The sequence below is a fragment of the Candidatus Puniceispirillum marinum IMCC1322 genome, assembly GCF_000024465.1.
Taxonomy (GTDB): Bacteria; Pseudomonadota; Alphaproteobacteria; order Puniceispirillales; family Puniceispirillaceae; genus Puniceispirillum; species Puniceispirillum marinum.
Genome location: NC_014010.1, coordinates 1,867,411 through 1,891,238 on the forward strand (window position 1 = coordinate 1,867,411; position 23,828 = coordinate 1,891,238).

23 protein-coding genes are annotated in these 23,828 nt (G+C 44.1%); 8 read left to right on the forward strand and 15 right to left on the reverse strand.

From position 1 onward, the window contains the following. Positions 1-3 precede the first annotated feature (3 nt). Both SAR116_RS08730 and SAR116_RS08735 read left to right on the forward strand, forming a co-directional pair. A complete protein-coding gene (locus tag SAR116_RS08730) occupies positions 4-573 on the forward strand; it encodes a hypothetical protein (RefSeq protein WP_013046562.1) in 570 nt (189 codons plus the stop codon). Beyond that, positions 570-1,889 (forward strand): hypothetical protein, encoded by a 1,320-nt coding sequence (locus tag SAR116_RS08735; protein WP_013046563.1) that lies wholly within the window; start codon positions 570-572, stop codon positions 1,887-1,889. The genes SAR116_RS08730 and SAR116_RS08735 overlap by 4 nt, the downstream gene beginning before the upstream one ends. A gap of 7 nt (positions 1,890-1,896) precedes the next feature. On the opposite strand, the gene SAR116_RS08740 is transcribed toward SAR116_RS08735, so the two are convergent. From SAR116_RS08740 to SAR116_RS08770, 7 genes are all read right to left on the reverse strand, one after another. Further along, on the reverse strand, positions 1,897-3,054 hold the full coding sequence (locus SAR116_RS08740) for a hypothetical protein (protein ID WP_041860877.1): 1,158 nt from the start codon (positions 3,052-3,054) through the stop codon (positions 1,897-1,899). 1 nt (position 3,055) lies between these two features. Then, entirely contained in the window at positions 3,056-3,715 is a 660-nt protein-coding gene (locus tag SAR116_RS08745) for a hypothetical protein (protein ID WP_013046565.1), read from the reverse strand. A 10-nt stretch (positions 3,716-3,725) separates the two neighbouring features. Continuing rightward, the gene (locus SAR116_RS08750) at positions 3,726-4,310 is read right to left on the reverse strand and encodes a hypothetical protein (RefSeq protein ID WP_013046566.1); all 585 of its coding nucleotides are present in this window, start codon (positions 4,308-4,310) and stop codon (positions 3,726-3,728) included. Beyond that, entirely contained in the window at positions 4,307-4,690 is a 384-nt protein-coding gene (locus SAR116_RS08755) for a hypothetical protein (protein ID WP_013046567.1), read from the reverse strand. The genes SAR116_RS08750 and SAR116_RS08755 overlap by 4 nt, the downstream gene beginning before the upstream one ends. Before the next feature lie 69 nt (positions 4,691-4,759). Beyond that, positions 4,760-5,641 carry a hypothetical protein gene (locus SAR116_RS08760; protein ID WP_013046568.1) on the reverse strand — a complete coding sequence of 294 codons (882 nt, stop codon included), beginning with the start codon at positions 5,639-5,641 and terminating at the stop codon, positions 4,760-4,762. 23 nt (positions 5,642-5,664) lie between these two features. After that, positions 5,665-6,210, reverse strand: a complete 546-nt coding sequence (locus tag SAR116_RS08765) for a hypothetical protein (RefSeq protein ID WP_041860878.1) — start codon at positions 6,208-6,210, stop codon at positions 5,665-5,667. A gap of 40 nt (positions 6,211-6,250) precedes the next feature. Next, positions 6,251-6,748 carry a hypothetical protein gene (locus SAR116_RS08770; RefSeq protein WP_013046570.1) on the reverse strand — a complete coding sequence of 166 codons (498 nt, stop codon included), beginning with the start codon at positions 6,746-6,748 and terminating at the stop codon, positions 6,251-6,253. A gap of 180 nt (positions 6,749-6,928) precedes the next feature. On the opposite strand from SAR116_RS08770, the gene SAR116_RS08775 reads away from it, so the two are divergent. From SAR116_RS08775 to SAR116_RS08795, 5 genes are all read left to right on the forward strand, one after another. Continuing rightward, positions 6,929-7,114: a hypothetical protein gene (locus SAR116_RS08775; RefSeq protein WP_013046571.1), complete on the forward strand. Its 186-nt coding sequence runs from the start codon at positions 6,929-6,931 to the stop codon at positions 7,112-7,114. Positions 7,115-7,167: 53 nt separating this feature from the next. Continuing rightward, a complete protein-coding gene (locus tag SAR116_RS08780) occupies positions 7,168-7,815 on the forward strand; it encodes a hypothetical protein (protein WP_013046572.1) in 648 nt (215 codons plus the stop codon). After that, positions 7,812-8,762, forward strand: coding sequence for a M48 family metallopeptidase (locus tag SAR116_RS13320; protein ID WP_013046573.1), 951 nt, complete (start codon positions 7,812-7,814; stop codon positions 8,760-8,762). The genes SAR116_RS08780 and SAR116_RS13320 overlap by 4 nt, the downstream gene beginning before the upstream one ends. Positions 8,763-8,801: 39 nt before the next feature. Then, positions 8,802-10,484 carry a tetratricopeptide repeat protein gene (locus SAR116_RS08790; RefSeq protein ID WP_013046574.1) on the forward strand — a complete coding sequence of 561 codons (1,683 nt, stop codon included), beginning with the start codon at positions 8,802-8,804 and terminating at the stop codon, positions 10,482-10,484. Positions 10,485-10,568: 84 nt separating this feature from the next. Continuing rightward, a complete protein-coding gene (locus SAR116_RS08795) occupies positions 10,569-12,428 on the forward strand; it encodes a CASTOR/POLLUX-related putative ion channel (protein ID WP_013046575.1) in 1,860 nt (619 codons plus the stop codon). Positions 12,429-13,233: 805 nt separating this feature from the next. On the opposite strand, the gene SAR116_RS08800 is transcribed toward SAR116_RS08795, so the two are convergent. Genes SAR116_RS08800 through SAR116_RS08820 form a run of 5 tightly spaced genes read right to left on the reverse strand, consistent with a single transcriptional unit; the run spans position 13,234 to position 18,197 of the window. Next, on the reverse strand, positions 13,234-13,860 hold the full coding sequence (locus SAR116_RS08800; protein ID WP_013046576.1) for a type II toxin-antitoxin system RelB family anti-toxin: 627 nt from the start codon (positions 13,858-13,860) through the stop codon (positions 13,234-13,236). 42 nt (positions 13,861-13,902) lie between these two features. Then, entirely contained in the window at positions 13,903-15,210 is a 1,308-nt protein-coding gene (glnT, locus tag SAR116_RS08805; protein ID WP_013046577.1) for a type III glutamate--ammonia ligase, read from the reverse strand. A 53-nt stretch (positions 15,211-15,263) separates the two neighbouring features. Further along, positions 15,264-16,604 (reverse strand): FMN-binding glutamate synthase family protein, encoded by a 1,341-nt coding sequence (locus SAR116_RS08810; protein ID WP_013046578.1) that lies wholly within the window; start codon positions 16,602-16,604, stop codon positions 15,264-15,266. 11 nt (positions 16,605-16,615) lie between these two features. Continuing rightward, complete coding sequence (locus tag SAR116_RS08815) at positions 16,616-17,299, reverse strand: GltB/FmdC/FwdC-like GXGXG domain-containing protein (RefSeq protein WP_041860879.1); 684 nt, start codon at positions 17,297-17,299, stop codon at positions 16,616-16,618. Position 17,300: 1 nt separating this feature from the next. Beyond that, entirely contained in the window at positions 17,301-18,197 is an 897-nt protein-coding gene (locus SAR116_RS08820; RefSeq protein ID WP_041861350.1) for a class II glutamine amidotransferase, read from the reverse strand. A 396-nt stretch (positions 18,198-18,593) separates the two neighbouring features. On the opposite strand from SAR116_RS08820, the gene SAR116_RS08825 reads away from it, so the two are divergent. Further along, the gene (locus SAR116_RS08825) at positions 18,594-19,919 is read left to right on the forward strand and encodes an acetamidase/formamidase family protein (protein ID WP_013046581.1); all 1,326 of its coding nucleotides are present in this window, start codon (positions 18,594-18,596) and stop codon (positions 19,917-19,919) included. Between the two features lie 3 nt (positions 19,920-19,922). Here the strand turns inward: SAR116_RS08825 and SAR116_RS08830 are convergent, their stop codons facing one another. From SAR116_RS08830 to SAR116_RS08840, 3 genes are read right to left on the reverse strand one after another with little or no spacing between them, the layout of a single operon-like run. Beyond that, on the reverse strand, positions 19,923-21,230 hold the full coding sequence (locus SAR116_RS08830; RefSeq protein WP_013046582.1) for an amidase: 1,308 nt from the start codon (positions 21,228-21,230) through the stop codon (positions 19,923-19,925). Continuing rightward, positions 21,227-22,453, reverse strand: a complete 1,227-nt coding sequence (locus SAR116_RS08835) for a YlbE family protein (protein ID WP_238531139.1) — start codon at positions 22,451-22,453, stop codon at positions 21,227-21,229. The genes SAR116_RS08830 and SAR116_RS08835 overlap by 4 nt, the downstream gene beginning before the upstream one ends. After that, a complete protein-coding gene (locus tag SAR116_RS08840; RefSeq protein WP_013046584.1) occupies positions 22,450-23,805 on the reverse strand; it encodes a Rieske 2Fe-2S domain-containing protein in 1,356 nt (451 codons plus the stop codon). The genes SAR116_RS08835 and SAR116_RS08840 overlap by 4 nt, the downstream gene beginning before the upstream one ends. Between the last annotated feature and the right edge of the window lie 23 nt (positions 23,806-23,828).

The following is a 23,828-nucleotide window of genomic DNA, read 5'->3' on the forward strand; positions in this document are numbered from 1 at the left end:
TCAATGACATATGGCAATGAGACGAACCCTGACCAAAAGAAAATTGAAGCTGCTTTCGAGATGCTTGTTTCAGCGCAAAATGCAGTTAGCCATATGATGGCACATAATAAGGTGCGTGATCATATTTCTATGCGCGACTTGCTTCGTATCGCTAAAGGGCCAAAGAGTGAGGCGGATCATGCGTTGTTATTGCGCGTCAATGATGACTTCATGGCGAGACGCCAATTAAGGGTCATTTTACAAAGCCAATCCCTTGCCTCACAGCCGCAACAAGCTGCTGCTGCCAGCACTCGTAAAGATGCAATACAATGGCGTTCTGGGAAAGCATTTGACCTAAATTTGATCGCCTCTTCAAAAAATGACGGGTTGTTCTATCTGCAACTGAAACTAAAAGACAGTGAAGATATGGCGCGTATTTCCAAAGCCGAAGTCCTGTTTGCCGAAAGTTCTGGACAGTTTTTTTCGCTTCCGCTTCCAAAAATCATGGATGGCATAGCGCAACTCATGATAAAGCATGGCCACCCAATGTTGGACGCATTTCATGATCCGGAGGCGGAGTTTTTCATACGGTGAATTTGCACAAGCTTATTATTCCCACGACTCGGCACGCTGTTCAGCTTCTTTCAATCACGATAGAAGATCCGAAAATAAAATCTGTGGTCTGTTTGAATGACAGTTTTCAGGCGTTACCAATCAGTGCTGAATATGATCAATTCGTCCGCCGACCAACTGGAATTATTGAAAAATTACTAGGCCCAGCCGCCTATCGAATTGATGTTAGCGCTCCAATCACCCAAGGCGATAGCTGGCAACTCGGCCTATGTCTTGCGCATATTCTTCATCATCATGAAATGTTTACTGGCATTCATGGTGGAGATGGTGATCTGGTCATATGGGCAACTGGCGCCGTAGATTCCAAATTCAGAATTAATCCGGTTGATCATGTCGCAGCCAAAATTGCGGCATCACGGGATCTTCTTGAAAAAGAGATCTTAGATGGAAAAAAACTTGTTTTAATTACTGCCCATGAAAATCTATCTACCCTACGTGAGCATATTCCAGATGATTGGAATGCGTATGGTGTAACTTCTATTGCTGATGCCTGCGCCGCAATTGGCATCGACATGCCAATGGATTCCTTATCAAAAGCATCCCCGACAGCATCCCCAACAGGAGCTGTAAAACCAAAGCGCCGAAGTCAGACGACAATTTATCTTATGGGTGTGCTGGCGGCCGCAATCCTTTTAGTAGGTGTTAACATACCCTTTCAATCGCTACGTGATAGCTATCGATATGAGGCAGAGGGAGATTTGCGCGCCCTGCGTATGGAAATGCGAAAAGTTAGCCGACAAAAAAATTGGGTTGCCACCAATGCTTACTATTTTTTTGAGGTTTTCTATCTGCTGAAAAAATCGAGACAGCTAGAACAGTCTTTAAAAATCGCTTTTCAGGTTTTGGAAGACGGGACAAATGACCCGCTATGTGACTCTTCAAATACCATGGCTGTAAATAGTGGCAATTTGCCGTCTCTCCCAGATCAGGGCTGCACTGTTAAATTTGAGGTAACAAGCAATGCAGAAACCAATGTACGAATATGGCTTGCGCTGATCAGCCACAAAGAAGCAACTGAACCGCTAATTATGATGAAACATGGCGCCGACTTAAAACCTGGCCAGCGATTTGTTACGCCACCGATAACCGTCCATAATGATACCACTCGGCTAGTTACTGCGATTTCTGACCGATCTGACAAAGCATGGCTCAAATGGCTAGAAAATTTGCTCAAGGCTACCTCAGTTGAACGAAAAGAGTTAGAAATTGATCGGCTAACATCAACCGGAATTGGTGTTTTTCAAACAAGTTGGCAGCCTTATCTCGAATTAGATTGATAGTCATCTAGCTACATTGGCCATTATAAAGTCTGATCCGACCAGTAAGAGGTTGGCCATTATGTGTAACCTGATCAAGAAACAAACCATCATGAGCTAGAAGATATTCTGCTTTGATCTGGCCACTTATGTTCTGGTGACGCATGTTCTTTTTATTCTGGGTCATATTGCGTAATCGAGCCAAAAGTCTGATGTCGGTATTCTTTCTAAATATCCTAATAAATTTCCCGCCTTTAATGTTATGACGCAAGCCAGCCAACAAATTTACCTCTTGAGCCGTAATCGGTTGTTCAAACGAGCGTAACAGGGGTGAATGTATTTCTCTGTTAAACCGACGGCTTGCCTGACCAGAGGGGACAGCAACCTGTCCTTTGTGATCAATATGCCCGACAATCATTCCAAGACATTGTGTTAGTGTATGATAGATCTGCCTGTGTGAAGATTGATTTGCTGGCCAGAGAAACTCCAAGGAAGGTGCTTCCTCTCCCATATCAATTTGCCGGCGTGCAATAGCCATATCATCAGAGGAGAGGTTCACTTGTATCGTCGATGGTTTCTGCACCGCCATTGATTTATTCACTAATGGCGCTTCAGCGGGGAGAGTGGCTGGTATTTTGGTTTTACGCAGCGGCTGAATTTTTGAAGTTTCCCTTTTGCTTTTTGCAGAATTCTTTGTGGAAGTTATCACGGGGGAAGGTATTAGGGTTGCTGGTGAAACTGTCGGTGATGTTGCTGGTGAAATTACCGGGCTAGCCAATACAGCGACTATCGGTTTAGCCCTTTGCTTTTCTGTTAACAATGCGCTTTTGAGAAGCGTGGAACCAGCCAAATTCTTCTTTTTCATCTGTTCACCAGCAAGCTTTTGTACGATAGGTTCGGTTTGTGCGGCGTTGGATGGGTTCGGTGAATCCACTTCCTCCCAGAGTGTCTGAGGTGGTTTTGGTAAGGATGCAAGCTGCAAAATTGGCTTTTTTGTTGGTTTACCTTGCGCATCTGCGGTGTTCAGATTCAGTTTAATATCAGGCGTTTTAAGCGTTTTTTTGATCGGTTCTGCAATCGTTTGGTCTGATGAAACTAGGGGATGGTCTGACAGTGCCAAAGATGTGACAACTGCCAGACTCAGGAGGAACCCTAGATTAATCCAAATAGACAAACGAGACCCCATATCATATGCCCGCCTTTTCCAAATAAAGCATATTAAGCTGTTGAATTATTTGCAACATATCAGCTGCACGCTCGGCGCGTGTCATGAAAGTTGGTGTTTGTTCAACAGGGTTTTCTTCAGCCACCACCTCACTAACGTCATCATTTGAAAGGATGTTTTCAGGCTGTTCGCGTTTTTCGAATGCCTTAAAGGCCATCGCTATTTCCTTGTCATTCATCTGAACGGATGCTTTAGTGCTGGCTGCCGTTTTTGTCGCGGTTTTTACGTCAGTAGTTTCTTCAGGTTTTAGCTCAGATTTGGGCGTGGTTTTTACTTCACGTTTAACCGTCTGACTCTCATTTAAAGCGTCCAAGATCATCTCTTTGACTTTGTTTACATCAAGTTCAATGTTTTGTTTCGGCATATCCGCACTGATGATTTTTTCATGGGGTTCTGCCGGGTCAAGGGTTTCAAGTTTGTCACTTGTTGCCTTTGCGACGGCTTTGGCAAAAGTCTTGCCAGATTCAACAACACCCTGATCAGCTATTTGTGTAGTAACTTCAGGCTTGCTCCATACATCCAATTTCACAGCTGCCCATTGGGCGAATGACTGGTTTGGTTCGCTAGACAACAAATAGCCAAGCGCAGCCAGTACGGTGATGTTAAAGATTAAATATCGCATGAGAATTTCCTTAGACAATAGGGTTTGCAATAAGTGGATTTGTTGATCCACATTTGTGGTTTTCCAGTTTGTTTTCTGAGACCACCAATAGTGATGCATTGGCAACAATCAACACAGTTCGCAATGCCGCAGATAGAGGCAGGCCAATGACTGATGTCATAAAGGCAAGACTAAATTGGCTGGTAAGATTGGCGATAACCTGATTTATATTTTCTGGTGTTAAGCCGCCATCTGAAAGTTGGCCAATTCCCAGGCTAATACCTAGCAAAGTAAATGTTAGCGCAAGGGTGGCGATGCCATTACAAGATTGCTGGCCAGCCTGAAGCCATTTCAAACGTCGACTGTCCCGTTCGGCAACATTCTGGATTGATGTTGTTTCATACAGTTTCACCAGTGCTAACAAGCTTGCAAAAACCAAAGACCCAAGAAGCAAGAGAAATGGCAAGCCTAAGACGTTGAGTGCCCAGCGAAGGATATTGGCCGAAGTGTTTCCACTGAGAATGACACTGGCTGCCAGGCTGATAACCACTACCCCTAGCATCAGACTAAGTGCTTTCAGTCCATGAGTGACTTTAACTATGGGCATCAGTCTCATCTACTTACCCGCGCATTCATTAGATTGCTTGTTGTCAGCCCAATTGTTTCCAACCAATGGACAGCTAAAGGACGCTGGCTTTCGCTTGCCGCATGCACCAAAAATGATAATTCATAATGCTTAAACGCCTTCAATACGATTGCTTTCCGGCTGGTTTGCAGTGACTTGTCATTAAGTGCAATTCGTTCCATGTCAGCCATCCGTCTTTTGGTAAAGCTTGTGCGCTCCCATCGTTCCTGTGTGGACATGGCCGGATCAAGAATTTGCGCCACGGCAACGGCACGCTCACGCTCCATGTTTTCGATAGATCCTGCTTGGGCTGAGGTGATGGCACCAGTACTTCCAACCAGCATCATGAATATTAGAAATTTAGCTTTCATAATTGTCTCCAATATGTTGTGAAATGTCATTCGACTTGAGATTTTGTGAATTTTTGAAGTGGCTAAGCATCAATATGCAACAAACATTCGCACATTATGTTTTGGTGAAGTGAAGGTTTGCCCTAAGGTATCCGCTTGATCCTGCCATGCTAGTTCGGCGACTTTCTCAGAAAAGCTCATGGCATCAAGTGTAAGCAATTTCGCCATATGCCCAATGACTTCTTCTTCCATTTTCAGTATGGCTAGCTCAAATTCAGCGTCCATTACCATCTGCGCCAGCTGGTCTGTTTTGGACATTGGTTGACCATCGTTAATCTGCTGTTGATTGGCTGGATGATTTGCAATTGCAGCGCGTAGATCTTCGACTGCAGAACGATTTTCGGCGTAGTTTTCACCAAATTTGCTCTCTGGTAGATTAGAGGTAAAGAAAAGTTCATCCCGCAATTTGGTCTCAACCGCGTTAGAGCGATCACGTGCCTCATCAATCGCCAACCTAAGTTGCCGGGTATCGCGGTTGCGCACTTCTTCACGTTTTGATTGTTGCATTAATCGTTCGTAAAGCCGCCGTTTTGTATCCAATTGCTGGCGCTTAAGCTGGAGTTGGTTACCCATGGTTTCCAAATAATTTCGTTTGCCAACGATGATCTGGTGTTCAACCTCAAGGGCTTCTTCGCCTTCATAAAGATGCTGGTTATCTTGAAGGTTTGAAATATTGGCAATTTCAGCCCCAATTTGCTCATCGAGGGTGCTCATATCATTCGCCAGCAAGGAATTAGCAAAATCCTGTTCGATAGCACGCTCCAGATGTTTGGTAGGCAACATTAGGATTTTCTCGCTGATCTGTGGTTGCCAGCCATTACTGGCGAACGAAATTGATGGACTTGTGAATAAAACGAAGTTACTCAACAAAGTGGTAATCAAAAGCCAACGTGGTTTCATTGCTACAATCATCTTTATCTCCTACTCTCAAAATTTTACTTCTGTTGCCAATACCAAGACCGACGGATTTCGTCTTTGACGATTGGCCTGGCATTTAATGTTGATAGGGCAAATTGTTCTGGCCGCTCATGCTGAAATAGCAACGCATGCATCGTGTCAGTAAAGGAGCTGCCGTCAGTAAATATCAAATCACTTGACCCAAATCGCGTTTGAAAACCTCCAAGTGCAAGACGTGATTGCGCAACGTCGCCTCCTTTGAGATAGTTCTGCACAGCTAGAGCCGTGACTTGCATTTGCTCACGTTTATCAATCAACATTTCAGAGCCGCCAAGTGCGGTTACGCAGCTCATAAGCATGTCGGCGCTGCTTAGATAGAGAGCCTGGTCACGGCCAGCAGATGCCGCTATGTCTTGGGCTTTGCCTTCAGTTGCACAATCTTTAAACGCGATTGCTGCCTGCATATCGATTGCCCGGTCAACCACACTTGCAGTTGGGGTTTTATTCTGAGCAGTTGTCACGGGGCCACATGCTGTCAAAAGGGCAATACCCGTGATACTGGCTAAAAAGGTAAGTGATTTCATTGTCAGTTCCTTGTTGAAATTGATAAAATATCGCCTCAATTTATTGCACCAAACTAAAGTTGGTTGACACATTTAGGCGAACCCGTTCGTTCCTCCGATAGGGACGATTAGAAGTGAATTGAAGTTGTTTTCCACCAGTGCGCACATGTATCATGTAGTGGCTTGGATATTGCTCTGTGCGGCTGGTATAGTAGGTCTCATTAAAGCACTGTTGGCGGTTATTCGAATTTGTTGCCTGTAGCACTCCAGCCACAGCGCCAAGGGTTCCGGCACCATCGCGATCACTTAATTTGTTGCCAATTGCTGAACCAATAAGTCCACCAACAACAATTTGACCAAGTGAAGTGTTTTGCGAACTGTGTGGTTTATTACAACGAATTAATGATTTTGGTTCCTGCACAGTTCGCGTTGCAAAAATTGCTTCGGAACGAGTTACATAACCTTCCTGAATTTCTGAAAAATGCTGAGCACAAGCAGCATCTACACCAATATTTGCAATTAGTAATCCTATGCCTAACTTGCTCATCAAATATTTCATTAAAGCCTCCTCACATTATCTTTGCGAAGCTATGAAAATATTTGAGAAGTTTTTGTAATTAGTTATGAGAACAAAAATTATTATTAAGCATTAATAATAAAGTTAGCGTTTATTTAGTTATTTTTTATTTGAACATTCAATTTTTTTATTCATAATTTAAACCTAATAAAGGAGGTTGTGATGATATATGAAATAGAAGCTTTCGATGAAGATGCTGGTTTCTTCAGTAACGCTAATGACAAGCTAGCCAAAGAATTTAATAAAATTGCCAAAAAACGTGTAAATGACGGTTGGACTCTTCACTCCTATGACACTGTTGGTCAAGGAAAGACAATTTATTGTACCTCTGTCTGGTATAAAGAGTAACAGCTCAAGTGGCTATCAGTATATGTGCAGCCAGATTTTAGAAGGTTATTAAAATGTCGAATTTTATGTCCAACACTATTCATGTCACTTTATTTTCACTCGTAATTTTATCTTCTCCATCTCTGGCAATTGAAAAACTAAATGCTGGTGATGTTGTCAGATCAGCGTGTGAAAAAACCCCTATTTATTCCAAACCCTCAGCCTTTAGCATACCTTCAGGTAACTTATCATTTGGAGATAAAATTACTATTGCAGGCCTTGAAGGACAGTTTGAGTTACCAGACTCTGATTACTCATCAAAAAAAGCGCTTGAACGTAAAGAGCGAAATGCTGCTGGCGAAAATAGTACGCCTAAAGCAGTTAAAAAAGAAGACTATGTCAGGTTTACATTTGCAAAAATCGGCGAGTCAAAATTTATTTCAACCTCATGTTTGGTTAGCGAAGAAAATTTTGCCGAACAGACAATAGAACGTTCAGAGGAGAAAGTTGCAGCTTTGGCATCTGGAAAAGCAAAACGCAATTTTTCTGAAGATGAAGATGAGGGAGACCTGCGTGCTGTTAGGGGGGCTGCTGGAGGTGCCAAAGGCGGCAAGGCCAATTTTGAGCTTGCTGACTCTCTCATTAGTCAATCTCAAGGCGTATATAGCTATCAATTGTTGATGGACTTTAGAAAAGCTGGCGGTCTAGGAGAATTCAAATGAGAAATTATATTTTAACACTTTTCTTAAGCATTCTTTTAGCTGGAACAACTATTTCTGCTGAAGCTCAGCTTAGTGGACTGCTTGGCGGTAAAGATAAAAAAAATCCGATAGGCAATCTGCTTGGTGGAGGTGATGGAGATGACAAGGCAGGTACTGGCAAAGGTTTAGGGGGTTTGCTAGATGGTTTAAGTGGAAAAAACACCTCGGGTAAATCAAACAGTTCTGGTGCATTAGGTACCATTGGCAATGTTTTTGAATCTGCAAAAAATACTAACCTTGGGCCTGTTGGACGATATGTGCTTGGCCGTGATCTAGCCGCTCGGATGCTTGGGAACTACAAAGTCTCAAAGTCAGACGATATGCGAGTTACTTATTTGCAAAATCTAGTCGCCAATCTTCTCATTGCCAGCCGTTTGGGAAGTAATTTTAAAGATCCAACAGTTGTGCTTTTGGATTCGGAAATCATCAACGCTTTTGCGGCTCCAGGTGGGTTTGTCTTTGTATCCACAGGCATGCTTGATTTTGTTGAAAATGAAGATGAGTTAGCATTTGTTCTGGCACATGAAATTTCTCATATCGAAATGGATCACGGGCTAAATGCAATTAAACAAAATGAAGGCTCTAAGCTTTTTCAAAGTGCCACCGAAGATATGGGTGCTGGTGGGCTTTTTGATGATTTGCTGGCGTTTGGAGAGAATGGATTTGGAAAGGATTTGGAAGCAGAAGCCGATATCAGGGGGGCACAAATTGCAAGTTCCCTAGGTTATGATTGGAAAGCTGGAGTTAGTGTTATTCAAAGACTTGATAGCATAACCAGTAGAAAGCATGCCACAGGCTATCCCAAAGATAGAGCTGCCAATCTCAAAAAGGGTTCAAACGCATATTCTGTTAAGGCGGATGATATGACCGCAAGAACCGCTAGATTTAACAAAGTAATGGGTCAGTGATATCTCAAAAAGAAGAATTATTTTTGATACAGGTGTGTAATGAGTGATCCGGAAACATCACAAAAAGATAATGATGTTGAAAGCACTGAGCAGCTTAAACATCTAGTACTGGAGCAAACTTATATTCTCAAACGACTGGCTGCAACGTTTGCACCGGAAGTTGAAGAAGAAAGACAGCGCCGCCTTGTTAAGCTATTAGTCAAAAGCGCTTCGATAGTGGCAATTGGTGTATCGGCATTAGTAGGAAGTTGGGAATTTGGGGTATATTTGAAAGAAACGTGGGATGTACGAAGTATGGCCAATGATTACGCCCAGGTTGGCGTAAGGCTTTATTATGATGAAAACAACTCAGCTGTAGCAAAAAAATTTATTGGAAAGGCTCTAGAATTACAGCCTGGAAATGCTGAATATCTTTTCCTTGACGCTTATATCGATGGCATGTCCTCAGTCAGGGATTTGTTTAATCTGGATAGGCCATATGATGCCAGTGAACTTAACTCTGCATATGAAGCTCTTGCGAAATCAGTTTTTTTAGAACAACAACAGCCTGATAGTGCCGAGCCTTATATTTTGCGAGGTCAAATTTATGCGGCTCTCAAGGATAATGAGAGAGCTCTAGAAACTCTTAACCACGCAATTACTATCGAACCAGAAAATGATTTTGCACTGATGCGCTTGGGGGTTATTAATTATAATGCCGGCAATGTGGAGCAAGCTGAATACCATCTTGATGAAGCGCTTAGTATAAATTCAAATTCAAAATGGGCTCTTTTGTGGAAAGGCGTTATAGCTAGTGATGGCCGCGAATTTGAAAAATCTAAGCGTCATTTCTCTGAAGCCCTAGATATTGATCCACGTTTTGATATGGCGCACTATAATCTTGGTTGGGCTTATCTTGGAGCAAAGAAAAAAGACTATGAGAATGCCGAAAAATCTTTCAGGAAAGCTTTATCATTAAATCCTGATTTCAAAGAGGCCTTTTATGGTCTTGGTATGGTTTTTGGTTATCAAAATCAGTATAGCGTTTCAAAAGAATATCTATCAAAAGCCATAGATATAGATGATAGGTTCTTTACCGCATGGAAATGGAGGGGCATTGTAAATGATGAGCTTGGTTTGTACGATCAAGCCCTAACTGATTTTTCAAGTGCTATTTCAATAAATCCATCAAACTCAGATATTTATATGCGAAGAGCTAGGGTTAGTTTGAAAACTGAAGCTTATGATGAGTCTTTGGTAGATCTGTTACTTGCCAAAAAATACAATCCCAAAAACGCAAGAATATACCTATATCTTGGTCAACTTTACCTAAAATTAAACCAACTTGATGCTTCACGCGATGCCATCGAAACAGCGTTATCACTGAAAAAGAATTACAGTGACGCTTATTCTTTAAAAGCCGACATTTTAATTGCTGAAGGTTTGTTTGAAGAAGCAATTATGGCTCTTAGCAATGCTGTTGATAGCACCAAATACAGACGTGAAAGATTTTATATCAAACGTGCAAATCTCAAGTTCAAATTGGAGCTTTTTGACGAAGCATACGAGGATTATGTATTGGCCAGAGATGACAATCCAAATAATTCAGAGGCTTGGCTTGGTGAATTTAACGCTTTGATAAAGCGTAATGATAAAGGCCAAGCTGAAAAGGCATTAAAGGAATATATCAAACTCAAGCCAAGTGATGACAAAATTCAAAGTTATAAAAAATTGTTGGATTAATAGCGTCACGGTTTCTCAGGTTCGTGAGTAAGACCTATATGTAATCACTTAAAATATAATTTTATAAACTAAATCGATTTGCTGATGAATAAGATAAAATTTTATGTAAATAGCTTGCTTGGATCAGGCGCCAACAGCTTGTTAGTTTGGTTGGCTGCTGTATCTTTTATTTTCGTTTTTATTGTTAGTCTAGTTACCTGGCTATTAGGCTATGGTGGTGATGAAACCTTTGGTGATTTGCTCTGGAATCTGACTATGAGAGCACTTATGCCTGAGTCAATTGATGCTGGTATAGGTTCCTTACCATATCTGCTAATTCTTTTATTGCTTACGCTTTTTGGGATTTTTGTTCTTTCTATATTGATAAGCTTTTTATCAGCAATCATAGATGCCAGAGTACGTGAGGTATCTAAAGGTATTCAGACATTTCCGTTTGATGGTCATACCGTTATTTTGGGTTGGTCTTCGCGCGTCCCAGCTATTGTTGAAGAACTGGTTCTCGCTAATGAAAGTGAAACCCAATCAAAGATTATGATTGCTTCAAATCTTGAGCATGACGAACTAGAAACAATTATTAAAAGGTTTATTGGTTCAACAAAGAACACACAGTTATTCTGGCGTAGCCGAAAACTTGATACATTTGAAACATTCAAAAATCTAAATATTAAAGGTGCAAAACGTATTTTGATATTGGGTGACGATACAGAATCAACTCTTCATCTTGCCAGGCTGAAAACCACTATATCTTTGTTTAATTACTTCGATAGAACAGGAATTGAAATTCCGTCAGTACTAGTTGAGTCTAGTGATGAAAATGAGTCGGCCAGTTTGATTGCAGGATCAAAAAATAGAGTAACACCAGTTATTGTATCAGATCTGCCAGCTCGTTTAATTGTCGAGACAATTTTTCAACCCAATCTCCCAAAAGTATATGAGGAGTTATTAAGTTTTGAAGGCAATGAAATTTACATATCAGATCTTGTTTCGGATTTGGGTTTAGCTGGATTAAGCTTTGAAAATGCATCATCAAAATTTTCCACCTGCATTCCGATAGGGCTATTAAGTGCAAATGAAGACGTATTCATTAACCCCACAAAAGATAAAATATTAGAGCCCACCGACAGCTTAATCATTATTGCTGAGGATGACTCGTTAATTAAAGTTGATGAGTCCAATGGCTCCAAACAATATCAAATTGATACAAAAAATAAGTCATTAATTTCTAATACTCAGAAAACACGTGAAAAATTAAAAGTTCATTTAGTGGGCTACTCTCATTCAACAGACGAAATTGTCGAAAAACTAATTCAGTCTAACCGTTGCGAATTAACTTTGCTTTTGGAAGATAAAACAAGAGTTGAAAATGAAATTTTGGCAAAACTCGAAGCCTGTAACGCAAATGTCTTTTCAGGAAGTATAGCCAATTTTGATGATTTGTATTCGTTTGGTGTTTCAGGCGCCGATACTGTGATTATTTCAAACTCTAATCTGGATCACCCTGCTAATTCTGATTTGGATATTATGCGTTCGATTTTGAGCATGCAAAAAATAACTGAAAATGCAAAAAGTCCACACGTGATTGCCGAACTAAATGCATCAGATTCGCGTGATATGATGGCTGAGCTTTTCGATTTAGATTTTGTCGTAAGTGATAAAATTGGAAGTAAAATTTTCGCACAATATGTTGAGAACCCCCATTTGATTGATATCATCAATTCCTTGGTGTGCTCTGGTAATCATAAAATAATTATTCGCCCACTTAATACTGAAAACATTTCTGATTTCACTTTTGGTTATTTACGCAAAATTTCAGATACAATTGGTATGGTATTAATCGGCATCCGGTTTAATGAAGATGGCAAAGTTATTTCAGTGCTAAACCCCGGCGATAACACTCAAATCCCTTATAAATCTGGGCTAATAGAAGGGGTGTTTATTGAATAGAGTATATACTTTGTTTTCTGGGTGAAATAATCCATCAACATAATTTCAATTCTCTTATTTGTAATGCCTTTTTAATCTTAAAAATTGATTTAAGGGCGTCTTTCAGTCTTAGGTTTAGTTGTTGAAGGTTTTAGTAAATAACGATTTATAAGGCCTATGTTGAGGAAAATTAGAGCATAATTGCCGCCATCAAGTAAGGCATTATAAACATCACAATAAACTGAGCCAAAGAAACCTACTTCGCTTTTTAGGCTCATTATCAACTAGTTAAAAGATCTTTGAAAAACCAAAGGATACTGAAAATTTAGGCTTAGATATGCACTGTTTTTTGTCTTGAAGAGCCTTGATATGACGGCGACGTGCTGGCGCGTCCTCACCTAGGTTTGATGCAAAATCCATTTCAGCCTGTAAAGCGGCACAATCCAGCAATTCGTCTCCTGCCTTTGTTAGAAGTGACCGGTCTTGGGAAGCACATGCGCTCAAGAATGTTAGGATTACTAATGTTGGAACAGCTATTAACCGCATTGTTTCAACCTGCTGTGTTTGATTGATAATTATAAATGCTAACACTAATGAGTAAACTATTACCAATAATAACAGCTTGGCTGATTGCTATAACCATAGCTATGTAAAATAAGTGGACATAAAACCCACGCAACCACATCAAGCTTATAGCCAACTATCCAATCCACCAGCCTTTTAGATCAGGCCATCCTGAAATAGGAAACAGCATCAGTAACCCGGAACGAATGTGGGGTCTAACATGTCATCAGCTAAAATGAGAAGATTATTCAAATACTAAATATTAGGTGGATTGCGGGTAGGAAATGACCGACAGATAGCGCGCTGGCAACACATTCAGGATTTCGGGGCCGTGCGGGGCGTCGGCATCAAAAAACAGTGTATCCCCTGGTTTGAGTACATAAAGGTTGTCACCATGCCGGTAGCTGACTTCACCTTCAAGCATATATAGCATTTCAACACCCTCATGCTGAAAGGTTGGGAATATGTCTGATTCCTCATTCAAGGTGATCAGATAGGGTTCGACCATGACACCGCTAGCATTCGAGCCTATATGCCCAAGAAGGTTATATTGATGGCCAGCCCGCGTGCCTGCACGTTCCATCTCAACCCCTTCACCTGCCTTTGTATGAATCGCTGTGCGGCTTTCTTCAAAGCGCCGGAAAAATGAGGTCAAGGTGACGCCTAGTGCATTAGACAAGGTTTGCAATGTTGATAAGGATGGCGAGGTATTGCCATTTTCGATCTTTGACACCATACCGATCGAGATACCAGTTAGGTGCGCAAGTTCAGCAACAGTTATATTTTGTTGTTTCCTATGTGCTCGCACTTCGCGGCCAATTGCCAGCTCTAGTATTTTTTCTCGTTCATCCTTGAGCCTATGCGGATCTTGATTCAAATTGGCTGGCACGTGATCCTCGTTCGGTAATGAACATGAATAAGCAAAATTCGATTAAACATCCAACGTATTTTCCTTTTCCCAGCTAGAAAAATGCGACACATAGGCGTTCCATTCCTGCATTTTCATTTTGATATAGGCTGCTGAAAAGTCGTCTCCCATGGCTGTTTTGAGACCTTTATCCTTATCATAGGCACGTATCGCATCAAGCAGGTTAAGGGGTAGTTTTGGCGCCCCCGTGACCTTATGCCCTTCAGCATACATGTCGATATCCCAGCGCTTGCCTGGATCTGCGGATGTGCGGATACCATCAAGCCCAGCTGCAATAATGACGGCTTGCAACAAGTACGGATTGGCGGCGCCGTCAGGCAAGCGAAGTTCGAAACGGCCAGGCCCCGGTACCCGCACCATATGTGTCCGGTTATTGCCTGTCCATGTGACCGTATTAGGCGCCCATGTGGCACCGGACACCGTACGCGGGGCATTGATACGTTTATAGCTATTGACGGTAGGGTTGGTAATGGCAGCAAGGGCGCTGGCATGTTTCATGATACCACCAAGGAAATTGCGGCCTTTGTCAGATAACCCCAATTCCTTGCTGTCATCTGCAAATATATTGGTCTTGCCAGCCTTATCCCAGACTGAAATATGCGCGTGACAACCATTGCCAGTCAGACCCTCGACAGGCTTGGGCATGAATGTCGCACGATACCCGTGTTTCTCGGCGACGGATTTGGTCATGAATTTGAAAAAGCTATGCTTATCGGCGGTGTTTAAGGCGTCATCAAAGTCCCAATTCATCTCGAACTGGCCATTGGCGTCTTCGTGATCATTCTGATAAGGACCCCAGCCAAGTTCGAGCATATAATCACAAATTTCAGCGATCACATCATAGCGACGCATAACCGCTTGCTGATCATAACATGGCTTTGATGCGGTATCGAATTCGTCAGATATTTGCGACCCGTCAGGCGTAAGCAGGAAGAATTCGGCCTCAACCCCCGTTTTTACATGCATACCCTCGGCAGCTGCTTCTTGAACAAGGCGATTCAGCACGTTCCGCGGTGCCTGGTCAACCAACGCATCTTCCATAACACAATTACCAGCAACCCAGGCAACATCGGGCTTCCATGGCAGCTGAATAACCGACGCAGGATCAGGAACAGCGAGCATATCAGGGTGCGCTGGCGTCATATCGAGCCATGTCGCAAAACCAGCAAAGCCCGCACCATCTTTCTGCATATCAGCAATCGCCTGTGCTGGTACCAGCTTGGCGCGCTGTCCACCAAACAGATCGGTGAAAGAAATCATGAAGTATTTGACGCCTTTTTCCTGTGCAAAGGCAGAAAGATCAATTGCCATTATATTGTTTCCTCTCTTTTGTCTGTATCGCGCTACTATTAAACGCGCCGAATTTAAAAACTACCTTTGCCAGGTACCCAGTTTGTACCTGCCAAAGGTACGCCAGTCATAGCGGAAGCCTCAATAGTCAACGCACATAAATCTTCAGGTTCCAGATTATGAACGTGGCTTTTTCCGCAGGCACGCGCAATTGTTTGGGCTTCCAAAGTCATGACCTTTAGATAATTGCTAAGCCGCCGACCGCCTAGAGCAGGATCAAACCGTGCCATTAATGCCGGGTCCTGGGTGGTGATGCCTGCGGGATCCATACCCTCATGCCAGTCATCATAAGCACCAGCTGTGGTGCCAAGTTCGTTATATTCGGACTCCCATTGCGGGTCATTGTCACCAAGCGCGATCATCGCGGCCGTGCCGATCGATACGGCATCAGCGCCAAGTGCCAAGGCCTTGGCGACATCGGCACCGTGGCGAATACCGCCAGAAATGATAAGCTGGACTTCGCGATGAAGCCCCATATCCTGTAAAGCCTGAACCGCCGGGCGGATACAGGCAAGGGTAGGCTGGCCAACATGTTCAATAAAGACGTCTTGTGTTGCGGCGGTGCCGCCCTGCATACCGTCAAGTACAATGACATCGGCACCAGCTTTAACCGCAAGCGTCGCATCGAAATAGGGGCGGGCACCGCCAATTTTTACATAAATAGGCTTTTCCCAATTGGTGATTTCACGCAATTCAAGAATTTTGATTTCCAGATCATCCGGGCCTGTCCAGTCCGGATGACGACAAGCTGAGCGTTGATCGATACCTTTGGGAAGATTGCGCATTTCGGCCACGCGATCACTGATCTTCTGGCCAAGCAACATACCACCGCCCCCCGGTTTTGCGCCCTGACCGACAACAATTTCAATAGCATCACAACGGCGCAAATCATCTGGATTCATACCGTAGCGTGACGGCAGATATTGATAGATCAATGTTTTTGAATGACCGCGTTCTTCTTCGGTCATGCCGCCATCACCCGTGGTGGTTGACGTGCCAGCCGCAGATGCGCCGCGCCCCAAGGCTTCCTTTGCACCGCCCGACAAGGCACCAAAACTCATGCCAGCGATGGTGATCGGAATATCAAGATGGATCGGTGTCTTGGCAAAACGTGTCCCCAAAGTGACGTTGGTGTTACAGGTTTCGCGGTATCCCTCGAGTGGATAGCGTGAGATTGATGCGCCCAGAAACAGCAAATCATCAAAATGCGGAACAGCGCGTTTGGCACCACCGCCACGAATATCATAGATGCCTGTAGCAGCGGCCCGCCGAATTTCGGCATTGGTCGCATCGGAAAAGGTGGATGACTTGATCGGTACAGTCCGAGGTATCATGTTTTCATTTCTATCAGTCATAACAACAAATCCTAATATGCTGACGCATTATCAATATTGAAATTGTAAAGCTGGCGGGCAGAACCATAACGTCTGAATTCTTCAGGCGCGCAGGTGGCACCTGACTTTGCAAGCAGATCTCTTAATATCTCTATATGCTCAGCGCGCATTTCCTTTTCGATGCAATCAGCACCAAGGCTTTTAACCGCGCCACGTACAAAAAGACGGGCTTCGTACAATGAATCGCCCAGAGCCTCGCCAGCATCACCCAGAACCACCAAATTACCTGATTGCGCCATAAAGGCAGACATATGACCAATATTGCCATGCACAACAATATCAATGCCTTTCATCGAAATGCCACAGCGCGACGAGGCGTTTCCCTTAATGACGAGCAAGCCCCCATTGCCGGTAGCACCTGCATATTGGCTGGCATCACCCTCAATGATGACCATGCCTGACATCATGTTTTCGGCAACACCAGGGCCAGCCGAACCATGGATATTGATCGTCGCCTGTTTGTTCATGCCGCCACAATAATAGCCGGTGGATCCTTTGACAGTGACCTCAATCGGTGCATCAAGACCAACAGCGATGGCGTGACTACCCTTGGGGTTGGTGATCTGCCAATGTGTCTGATTGGTGGTATTGGCTTGTGCATGCAGCGTTTCATTAAGCGCGCGCAGGCCTTGGGTTTCAAGATCAAATATCTGCATCTTAATATGTCCAAAAATAAACGGTTGCGGGTTCTGGTTCCCAAACACGGGCATTATCGATATCGGGCAAATTGACCAAAGCACGATATTCCGATCCAAAGGCGACATATTGATCGGTTTCAGCCATAACAGCCGGCTTGCATGCAATCGGATCGCGAACAACACCAAAGCCGTCTTTGGTGCCAACAACAAAGGTGAAAAAGCCATCAAGATCGTCAAGGCTGCTTTCGAGAGCTTCGCCAAGGGTTGATCCCTGTTGCATTTTGTAGGTCAGATAGGCGGCAGCCACTTCGCTATCATTTTCGGTTTCAATATGGACACCTTCACGAACCAGTTTACGGCGCAAGCTATTATGGTTGGACAGCGATCCATTATGAACAAGACATTGATCTGCCCCGGTGGAAAAGGGATGCGCGCCCATTGTGGTGATGGCAGATTCGGTCGCCATGCGGGTATGGCCGATGCCATGCGAACCAGACATTTTGCCAATTTGAAAGCGTTTGGCCACATCACGCGGCAGGCCAACCTCCTTATATATTTCGATGCTGTCGCCCGCACTCATGATGCGGATGGCCGGATTGATTGTCGCCAGCTCTTCTCGGGCCGCGGCTATTGATGGGGCAGGCAAATGCAAAACAGCATGCGTATCTTTGGCATCCAACGACACAGTGCATCCAAGCGTTTTTGAAAGATCAGCAGACAATGTTGCAAAGTCTGCCACGGGATTATCCGACTGAATTGTCAATTTGCCATGTTCTTTGCTGTTCTGGCCATAAATCGCAATACCAGCACTGTCAGGCCCACGATCAGTCATTGTAACCAGCATATCGGTAAGCATGGCGCCAAGATCAGCTTCAAGTTTTTTGTCTTTAAGAAAAAGGCCGACGATACCACACATATTTTCAATCCATTGAATTAAACAAATATTGAACGATAATACTATTATCATATTTTATAAAATATAAAGAAACAAATTTTCATTTCATTAAAATTTAAATTCAGCTTTGACAAAGCAAAACAGATAATTATTTTCGAATTTTAGGGCTATAAATGGTTGTAAACTCACAGTCTACAATTTTAACGCCATTCAAGCCTTCTAGCGCAAAAATAATAGATCAAATCAAGTAAGCTGATGTTCGTGAAATCGTGGCTGTCCCAGATATCGTGACAAGCGAAGCCATTTTATGGCTAATATATTACCAAAAGCATACCGTAAAATTTCAAAAAAGACTGGTTCGGAAAGATAATCAGACTTAGCATTTAACTGCAAATAACGTTTATTATGGAGAGTCGTATGTATGATGATGTCCACAAAATACAAAACAAGCAAAGAAGTATTGTAGTCCAAAGCTTTACCAATAGTGTGCTTGATCCAGACCAGCCTATGCTTGGCCCCATCGAGAGTGGTGGTACTATTATTGCTAATACGGCACCAGGTTGCTGGGGGCCAATGATCACACCGCGGCTTCGCGGGGGCCACGAAGTTACAACCCCTGTATTTGTTGAAGGCTCTGAACCGGGTGATGCGGTAATAATTCGCATCCGCGACATCACCGTCACGTCAATCGCTACGGCGTCGGGGCATGACTCCTCACCTGAAGGCTTTTGCCTAGGTGATCCTTATGTTGCCGCACGTTGTCCAAACTGTGATGTGGTATGGCCTGAAACACATATCGAGGGAGTTGGGCAAAGCTCTGTCAAATGTGATAATTGTGGTAATGCTGTAACACCGTTTGAGATTGTTCATGGCTATACCGTAACGTTTGATAACACACGTGAAGTTGGCGTCACTCTGAACAGAAAGGCGGCGAATATGGTTGCTGAACGCGCTGATCATTTCGCAGCTCTACCTGATGGCTCCCGACAGCATTCAATTCTTAATTACGCCCCTGCCGATATGCCCGCCGTGATGGTAAGAATGCGGCCTTTTCTTGGCCAGTTAGGAACCACACCATCAATTGCTATGCCAGACTCTCATAATGCTGGTGATTTTGGCGCTTTTCTTGTGGGTGCCCCTCATGCTTATTCCATATCACATGAAGATTTGATCAAGCATAAGACTGACGGACATATGGATATTGATGCTGTCAGACCCGGTGCGGTTCTTGTTGCGCCTGTTAAAGTAAAAGGTGCCGGCGTATATATGGGAGATATGCATGCTGCTCAGGGTGATGGAGAAATTGCAGGACATACGATGGATGTTTCAGGTAGCGTAACGCTTCAAATTGAAGTCCTGAAAAATTACGCTATCGATGGCCCCGTACTTTTCCCACTGGTCGAAGACCTGCCGCCATTAGCAAAGCCTTATACCGAAGCAGAAAAGATAAAAGGTGAAAAATTAGCTAAGTCATGGGGTATGGATGCCCTTGAACAATTGGCACCGATATCCGTAATCGGAACAGCCGCTACAATGAATGAAGCTATCGAAAACGGCTTGGATAGGGCTGGTAAATTACTGGATATGAGTGTGCCAGAAGTTCGCAATCGTGCCACTATTAATGGCGCTATCGAGATTGGTCGTGCACCGGGCGTAATTCAAGTAACATTCCTGGCGCCTTTGACAAAGCTGGACGGGGCAGGACTTGGCGATATTGCACGCCAGCAATATGATCTAAAATAGCCTTTATGTTAATGGAAGGCTCGGCTCTATATCAAGTTTGCTGGAGATGCCCCGTGCATGTGCCAGCAAGCGTTGATCTTGCCCTAACCCACCAATCAACTGAAAAGCCAAAGGCATGTTTGCCTCGTCACTGCCATAAGGAATTGAAATGGAAGGCGTGCGCAAAAGAGACCACATGCGACTAAATAGCGGATCACCAGTCGCGGCAATACCTGCTGGCGCAGATGACGGTGCTGCGGGCGTCATTAGAGCATCATATTTTTGGAATATTCTAGCTAGCGTCTGCCCAGCCTGATTACGCGCTAATAAAGCTGTTTCATATGTAGTTCGTGTTATATTAAGTCCAGTTTCAACCAAATCAGCAAATGCTGGGCTTAACTGGTCGTGATGCCGTGAATATTCAAAAATCCGTGCGCGCGCCACTTCAAACGCCATAACAGTCTTGTGATGTTCGGTTAGGTTGATCAGTTCATCTGGACAATCAACGTCTTCGATAATGATGCCCTTAAGTGCAAGCGTCTTGGCTGCTAATTCACAGGCCTCACGCATAACCAACGAACCTTCCTGCCAAAGAGGTCCACGGAAAAAACCTATCCGTGTGGGCGACGAAAAGGGTTCGGCAAGTTTCACATCTGGCTCCGCATGTAACACATTCAAAGTTAGCATTAGATCATCAACTGAGCGCGCCATTAACCCTAATGAGTCAAGACTAGAAGACAGGCTCATAACCCCGCTACCATCCAGTGATCCTTGTGTTGATTTATAGCCGAAAACCCCACAATAAGCAGCCGGACGTGTAAGCGAGGCTGCAGTTTGCGATCCCAGCGAAAAAGCAGCCATTCCGTCAGCCACCGCGGCGGCTGAACCGCTTGATGACCCACCTGGCGTATGCTTCAGTCCATGTGGGTTTCGGGTAGGACCTGGGGAAAAATAGGCAAATTCTGTTGTTACCGTTTTGCCTAATGGAACAGCACCCGCACGATTTAGCAATTCAACACAACTTGCATTACGCCTTGGCTGAAAACCTGCATAGATAGGACTGCCCCATGCAGTTGGCAGATCAACCGTATCGATGATATCCTTGATCGCATAAGGTACGCCATGCAATGGCCCCTTCTTTGGCATTTTATCAGCCGCACGCGCGCACGATAGTGCACGCTCTGGGTCAAAATCTATAAAAGCCTTAATTTCTGTATCACGTGCACTGATACGCGCAAGGTAATCACTCATTATTGACTCGGCTGTTCGTGAACCAGATCTAACAGCATATGCAATTTGTGAAGCTGTCATCTTGCTGGCATCATCACTCATTTTGCATCTTCCAACGCAGATAATGCAGAATTAAAAGCTGCCATTGGCGGATCAAAAATACCCCCGCCAATGCGCCCTAATTCCCCTTTGCTGTCGATTATGCCAAGTGCAATAACCATAGCTGCTCCATAGTCATGAACACTTCGCGCTGTAATTCCGATTGGAGGCTTTGCCACTGTAAAATCGAAATGCTCACACCCACGAAGGGCTGTTATCCGGTCGGCAAAATCAGCAGGAAGAAAATTTCCAAGCGCTTTCATTTGTTCTGGGGAATGGGTGATATTCATTGCGCCCAAGCCAAGTGCTTCAACTACTGCACTGTCTCCAATTGCACCTAGCTTTCGTGTTTCGTCAAGCCCATCTGTAATATGGCCATTTGGAGGTGCGGCTGGTGCCGTAAACCAAAGACCAGGCAAGCCAGCAACCTGTAATCCAACATCGACGCCATTACTTCCCATCGCCGTTATCATACTGGAACCATCAATACCAGTTGCAGCCATCATGATGCATTTCGATGCAGCCATCCAAAGATTTAAAAACATACTTGGCGACTGGTTCAAAAATGCGCGCACTTCCTCATTGGCAATACCACCTTTGCTTCGACTATCAATTTCATTGACCAGAAACTGTGTTGCAGCAATGGTTCGGCCATGACAGTCGTCACCTTCAGCCAATCCAGCCGAAGCAAACGGGATGAGTTCTAAGCCTTCACCCAAACCTGCCGCAAGACAATCAAGCACGGGGCCATTAATCCACCGCATATGGGCAACGGCTGCATCAGAACATTGGCCCAGTCTCATTGCAGCGCCGTTACCTCCATTTATGGGCGTCAGACAAACGGTGCGTCCATGATTGCCATCATAGACATAGTGAAGTGGCATATGCGGTGTAACCACACCAGCTAATGGCGTGACCACACCATAATCCTGCGCTGGACGAAGCTCTATCTCACCTGCCATGAGCATGTTAATGGCCTGATCCAAATTGTCTGCTATTCCTTCAAAAACCGCACCAACAGCTGCCGAATTTAGTATCGGTTTGCATATAGATTCAACGCTACTAAAGGCAGGGCCTGCATGCAAAAACACATTGTCATCCAGACCGGCATGGTTTGCAGCCGTATCGAATCCTGTCCAGAAGGGCTGAACTACGGACAAGCGATCAAAGGCAAATATATCAGCTTTATGCTGTGTCATCGACTGATGACTGTCTGAGTTTTTCATGCCCATTCAGCCTCATACGCCTTCAGCTTTTCACGGATATATTCAGTGCGCTCAGCACCTTGCATAACATCAGCAGACATATAAATCGCGGCCACCTCATGTGCAACTTCACGCAATACAGCTTCATCATCACGGCCTTCTACCAGAGGAACACGAAGCATCGTATCCCCCCCATAGGTCGGAATAGGACTCGCCTGATGGGATGATGGTTGAATGACATCACCGCCATCTTCGACTTCTTTGATAGCCATGCGCAGTTTTCGCCTTACTTTAGCAACGCCGCGGTCGGTAAAACCCATATTTTCCCGCGCATGAATATTTTTTGGTCCCTGTGATACCCACGCATCATAGTCACCTGGATCCCTTTGCCGCTGGTCATAAGATCTATCGGCGCCTTGGCCATAAAAATCTGTCTTGCCAAAACCAACCTCATCTCGGTTTGTCATGCCTTTTGGATCATCTCCCTTGCGGAAATGGCGCCATGCAATGACGCGGGTGTTTTCATCATCAATAGGCACCACCCAACGGGAAAGGCCGCAACGTCCAAAATATAGTGAGTCATCTGGCGTTGGAAAGTGACCGCCATTCTGGGTAAAAGACGGTAGCACCTTGTCATGCACTCTTAGCCAGATAATATCCCCCACACGTCTGGTGTTTGTATAAAAATCCCCAATTTCTGTTGAGAAATATTCGATACGAGGTAATTCGGCAAAAGCATCAATGAATTGAGACCGCACAGCCTTAGTATGGAGATAAACCGTATGGAAAGGATCCCACGCATTTTCCATAACCTGTAACCAATTACAGGGTGAATCAATTAGATAGGGCAGCATTTCGTCACCTTCTTCATCAAAGGTGTCATAAAACGGAAATGGCGGCATTTTGTCTGGCGGCCCCATATAGGTGAAAGCAAGACCTTTATATTCAACAACCGGATAAGCGCCCAAACATACTTTTTCTTTAATTTTACTCGCCTTTGGTTCGCATGGCGTTTCCAATATTGTTCCGTCAATATTATATTTCCAGCCGTGATAACTACAGCGGATACCGCCTTCCTCAATAATACCAAACTCAAGTGACATATTACGGTGTGCGCAATGTAGATGCACCAATCCCAACTGCCCACCCTTCTCACGAAACAAAACCAAATCTTCACCAAGAATACGGATGCGGTAAGGCTTTTCGTCAAACTGGTTTGTCATTGCCACAGGCATCCAGAAACGCCTCTGATATTCGCCGCAGGGAGTACCTGGGCCAACTTCGGCTAAAATCGGATCAGGTGCCTCAGACCAAACACCCTGTTTGCTGTGTCCACGGAAATTACCTTCAGGTAAATTGATACTATCTGTCATAAAATTCTCCTTTTTAGCTTTAG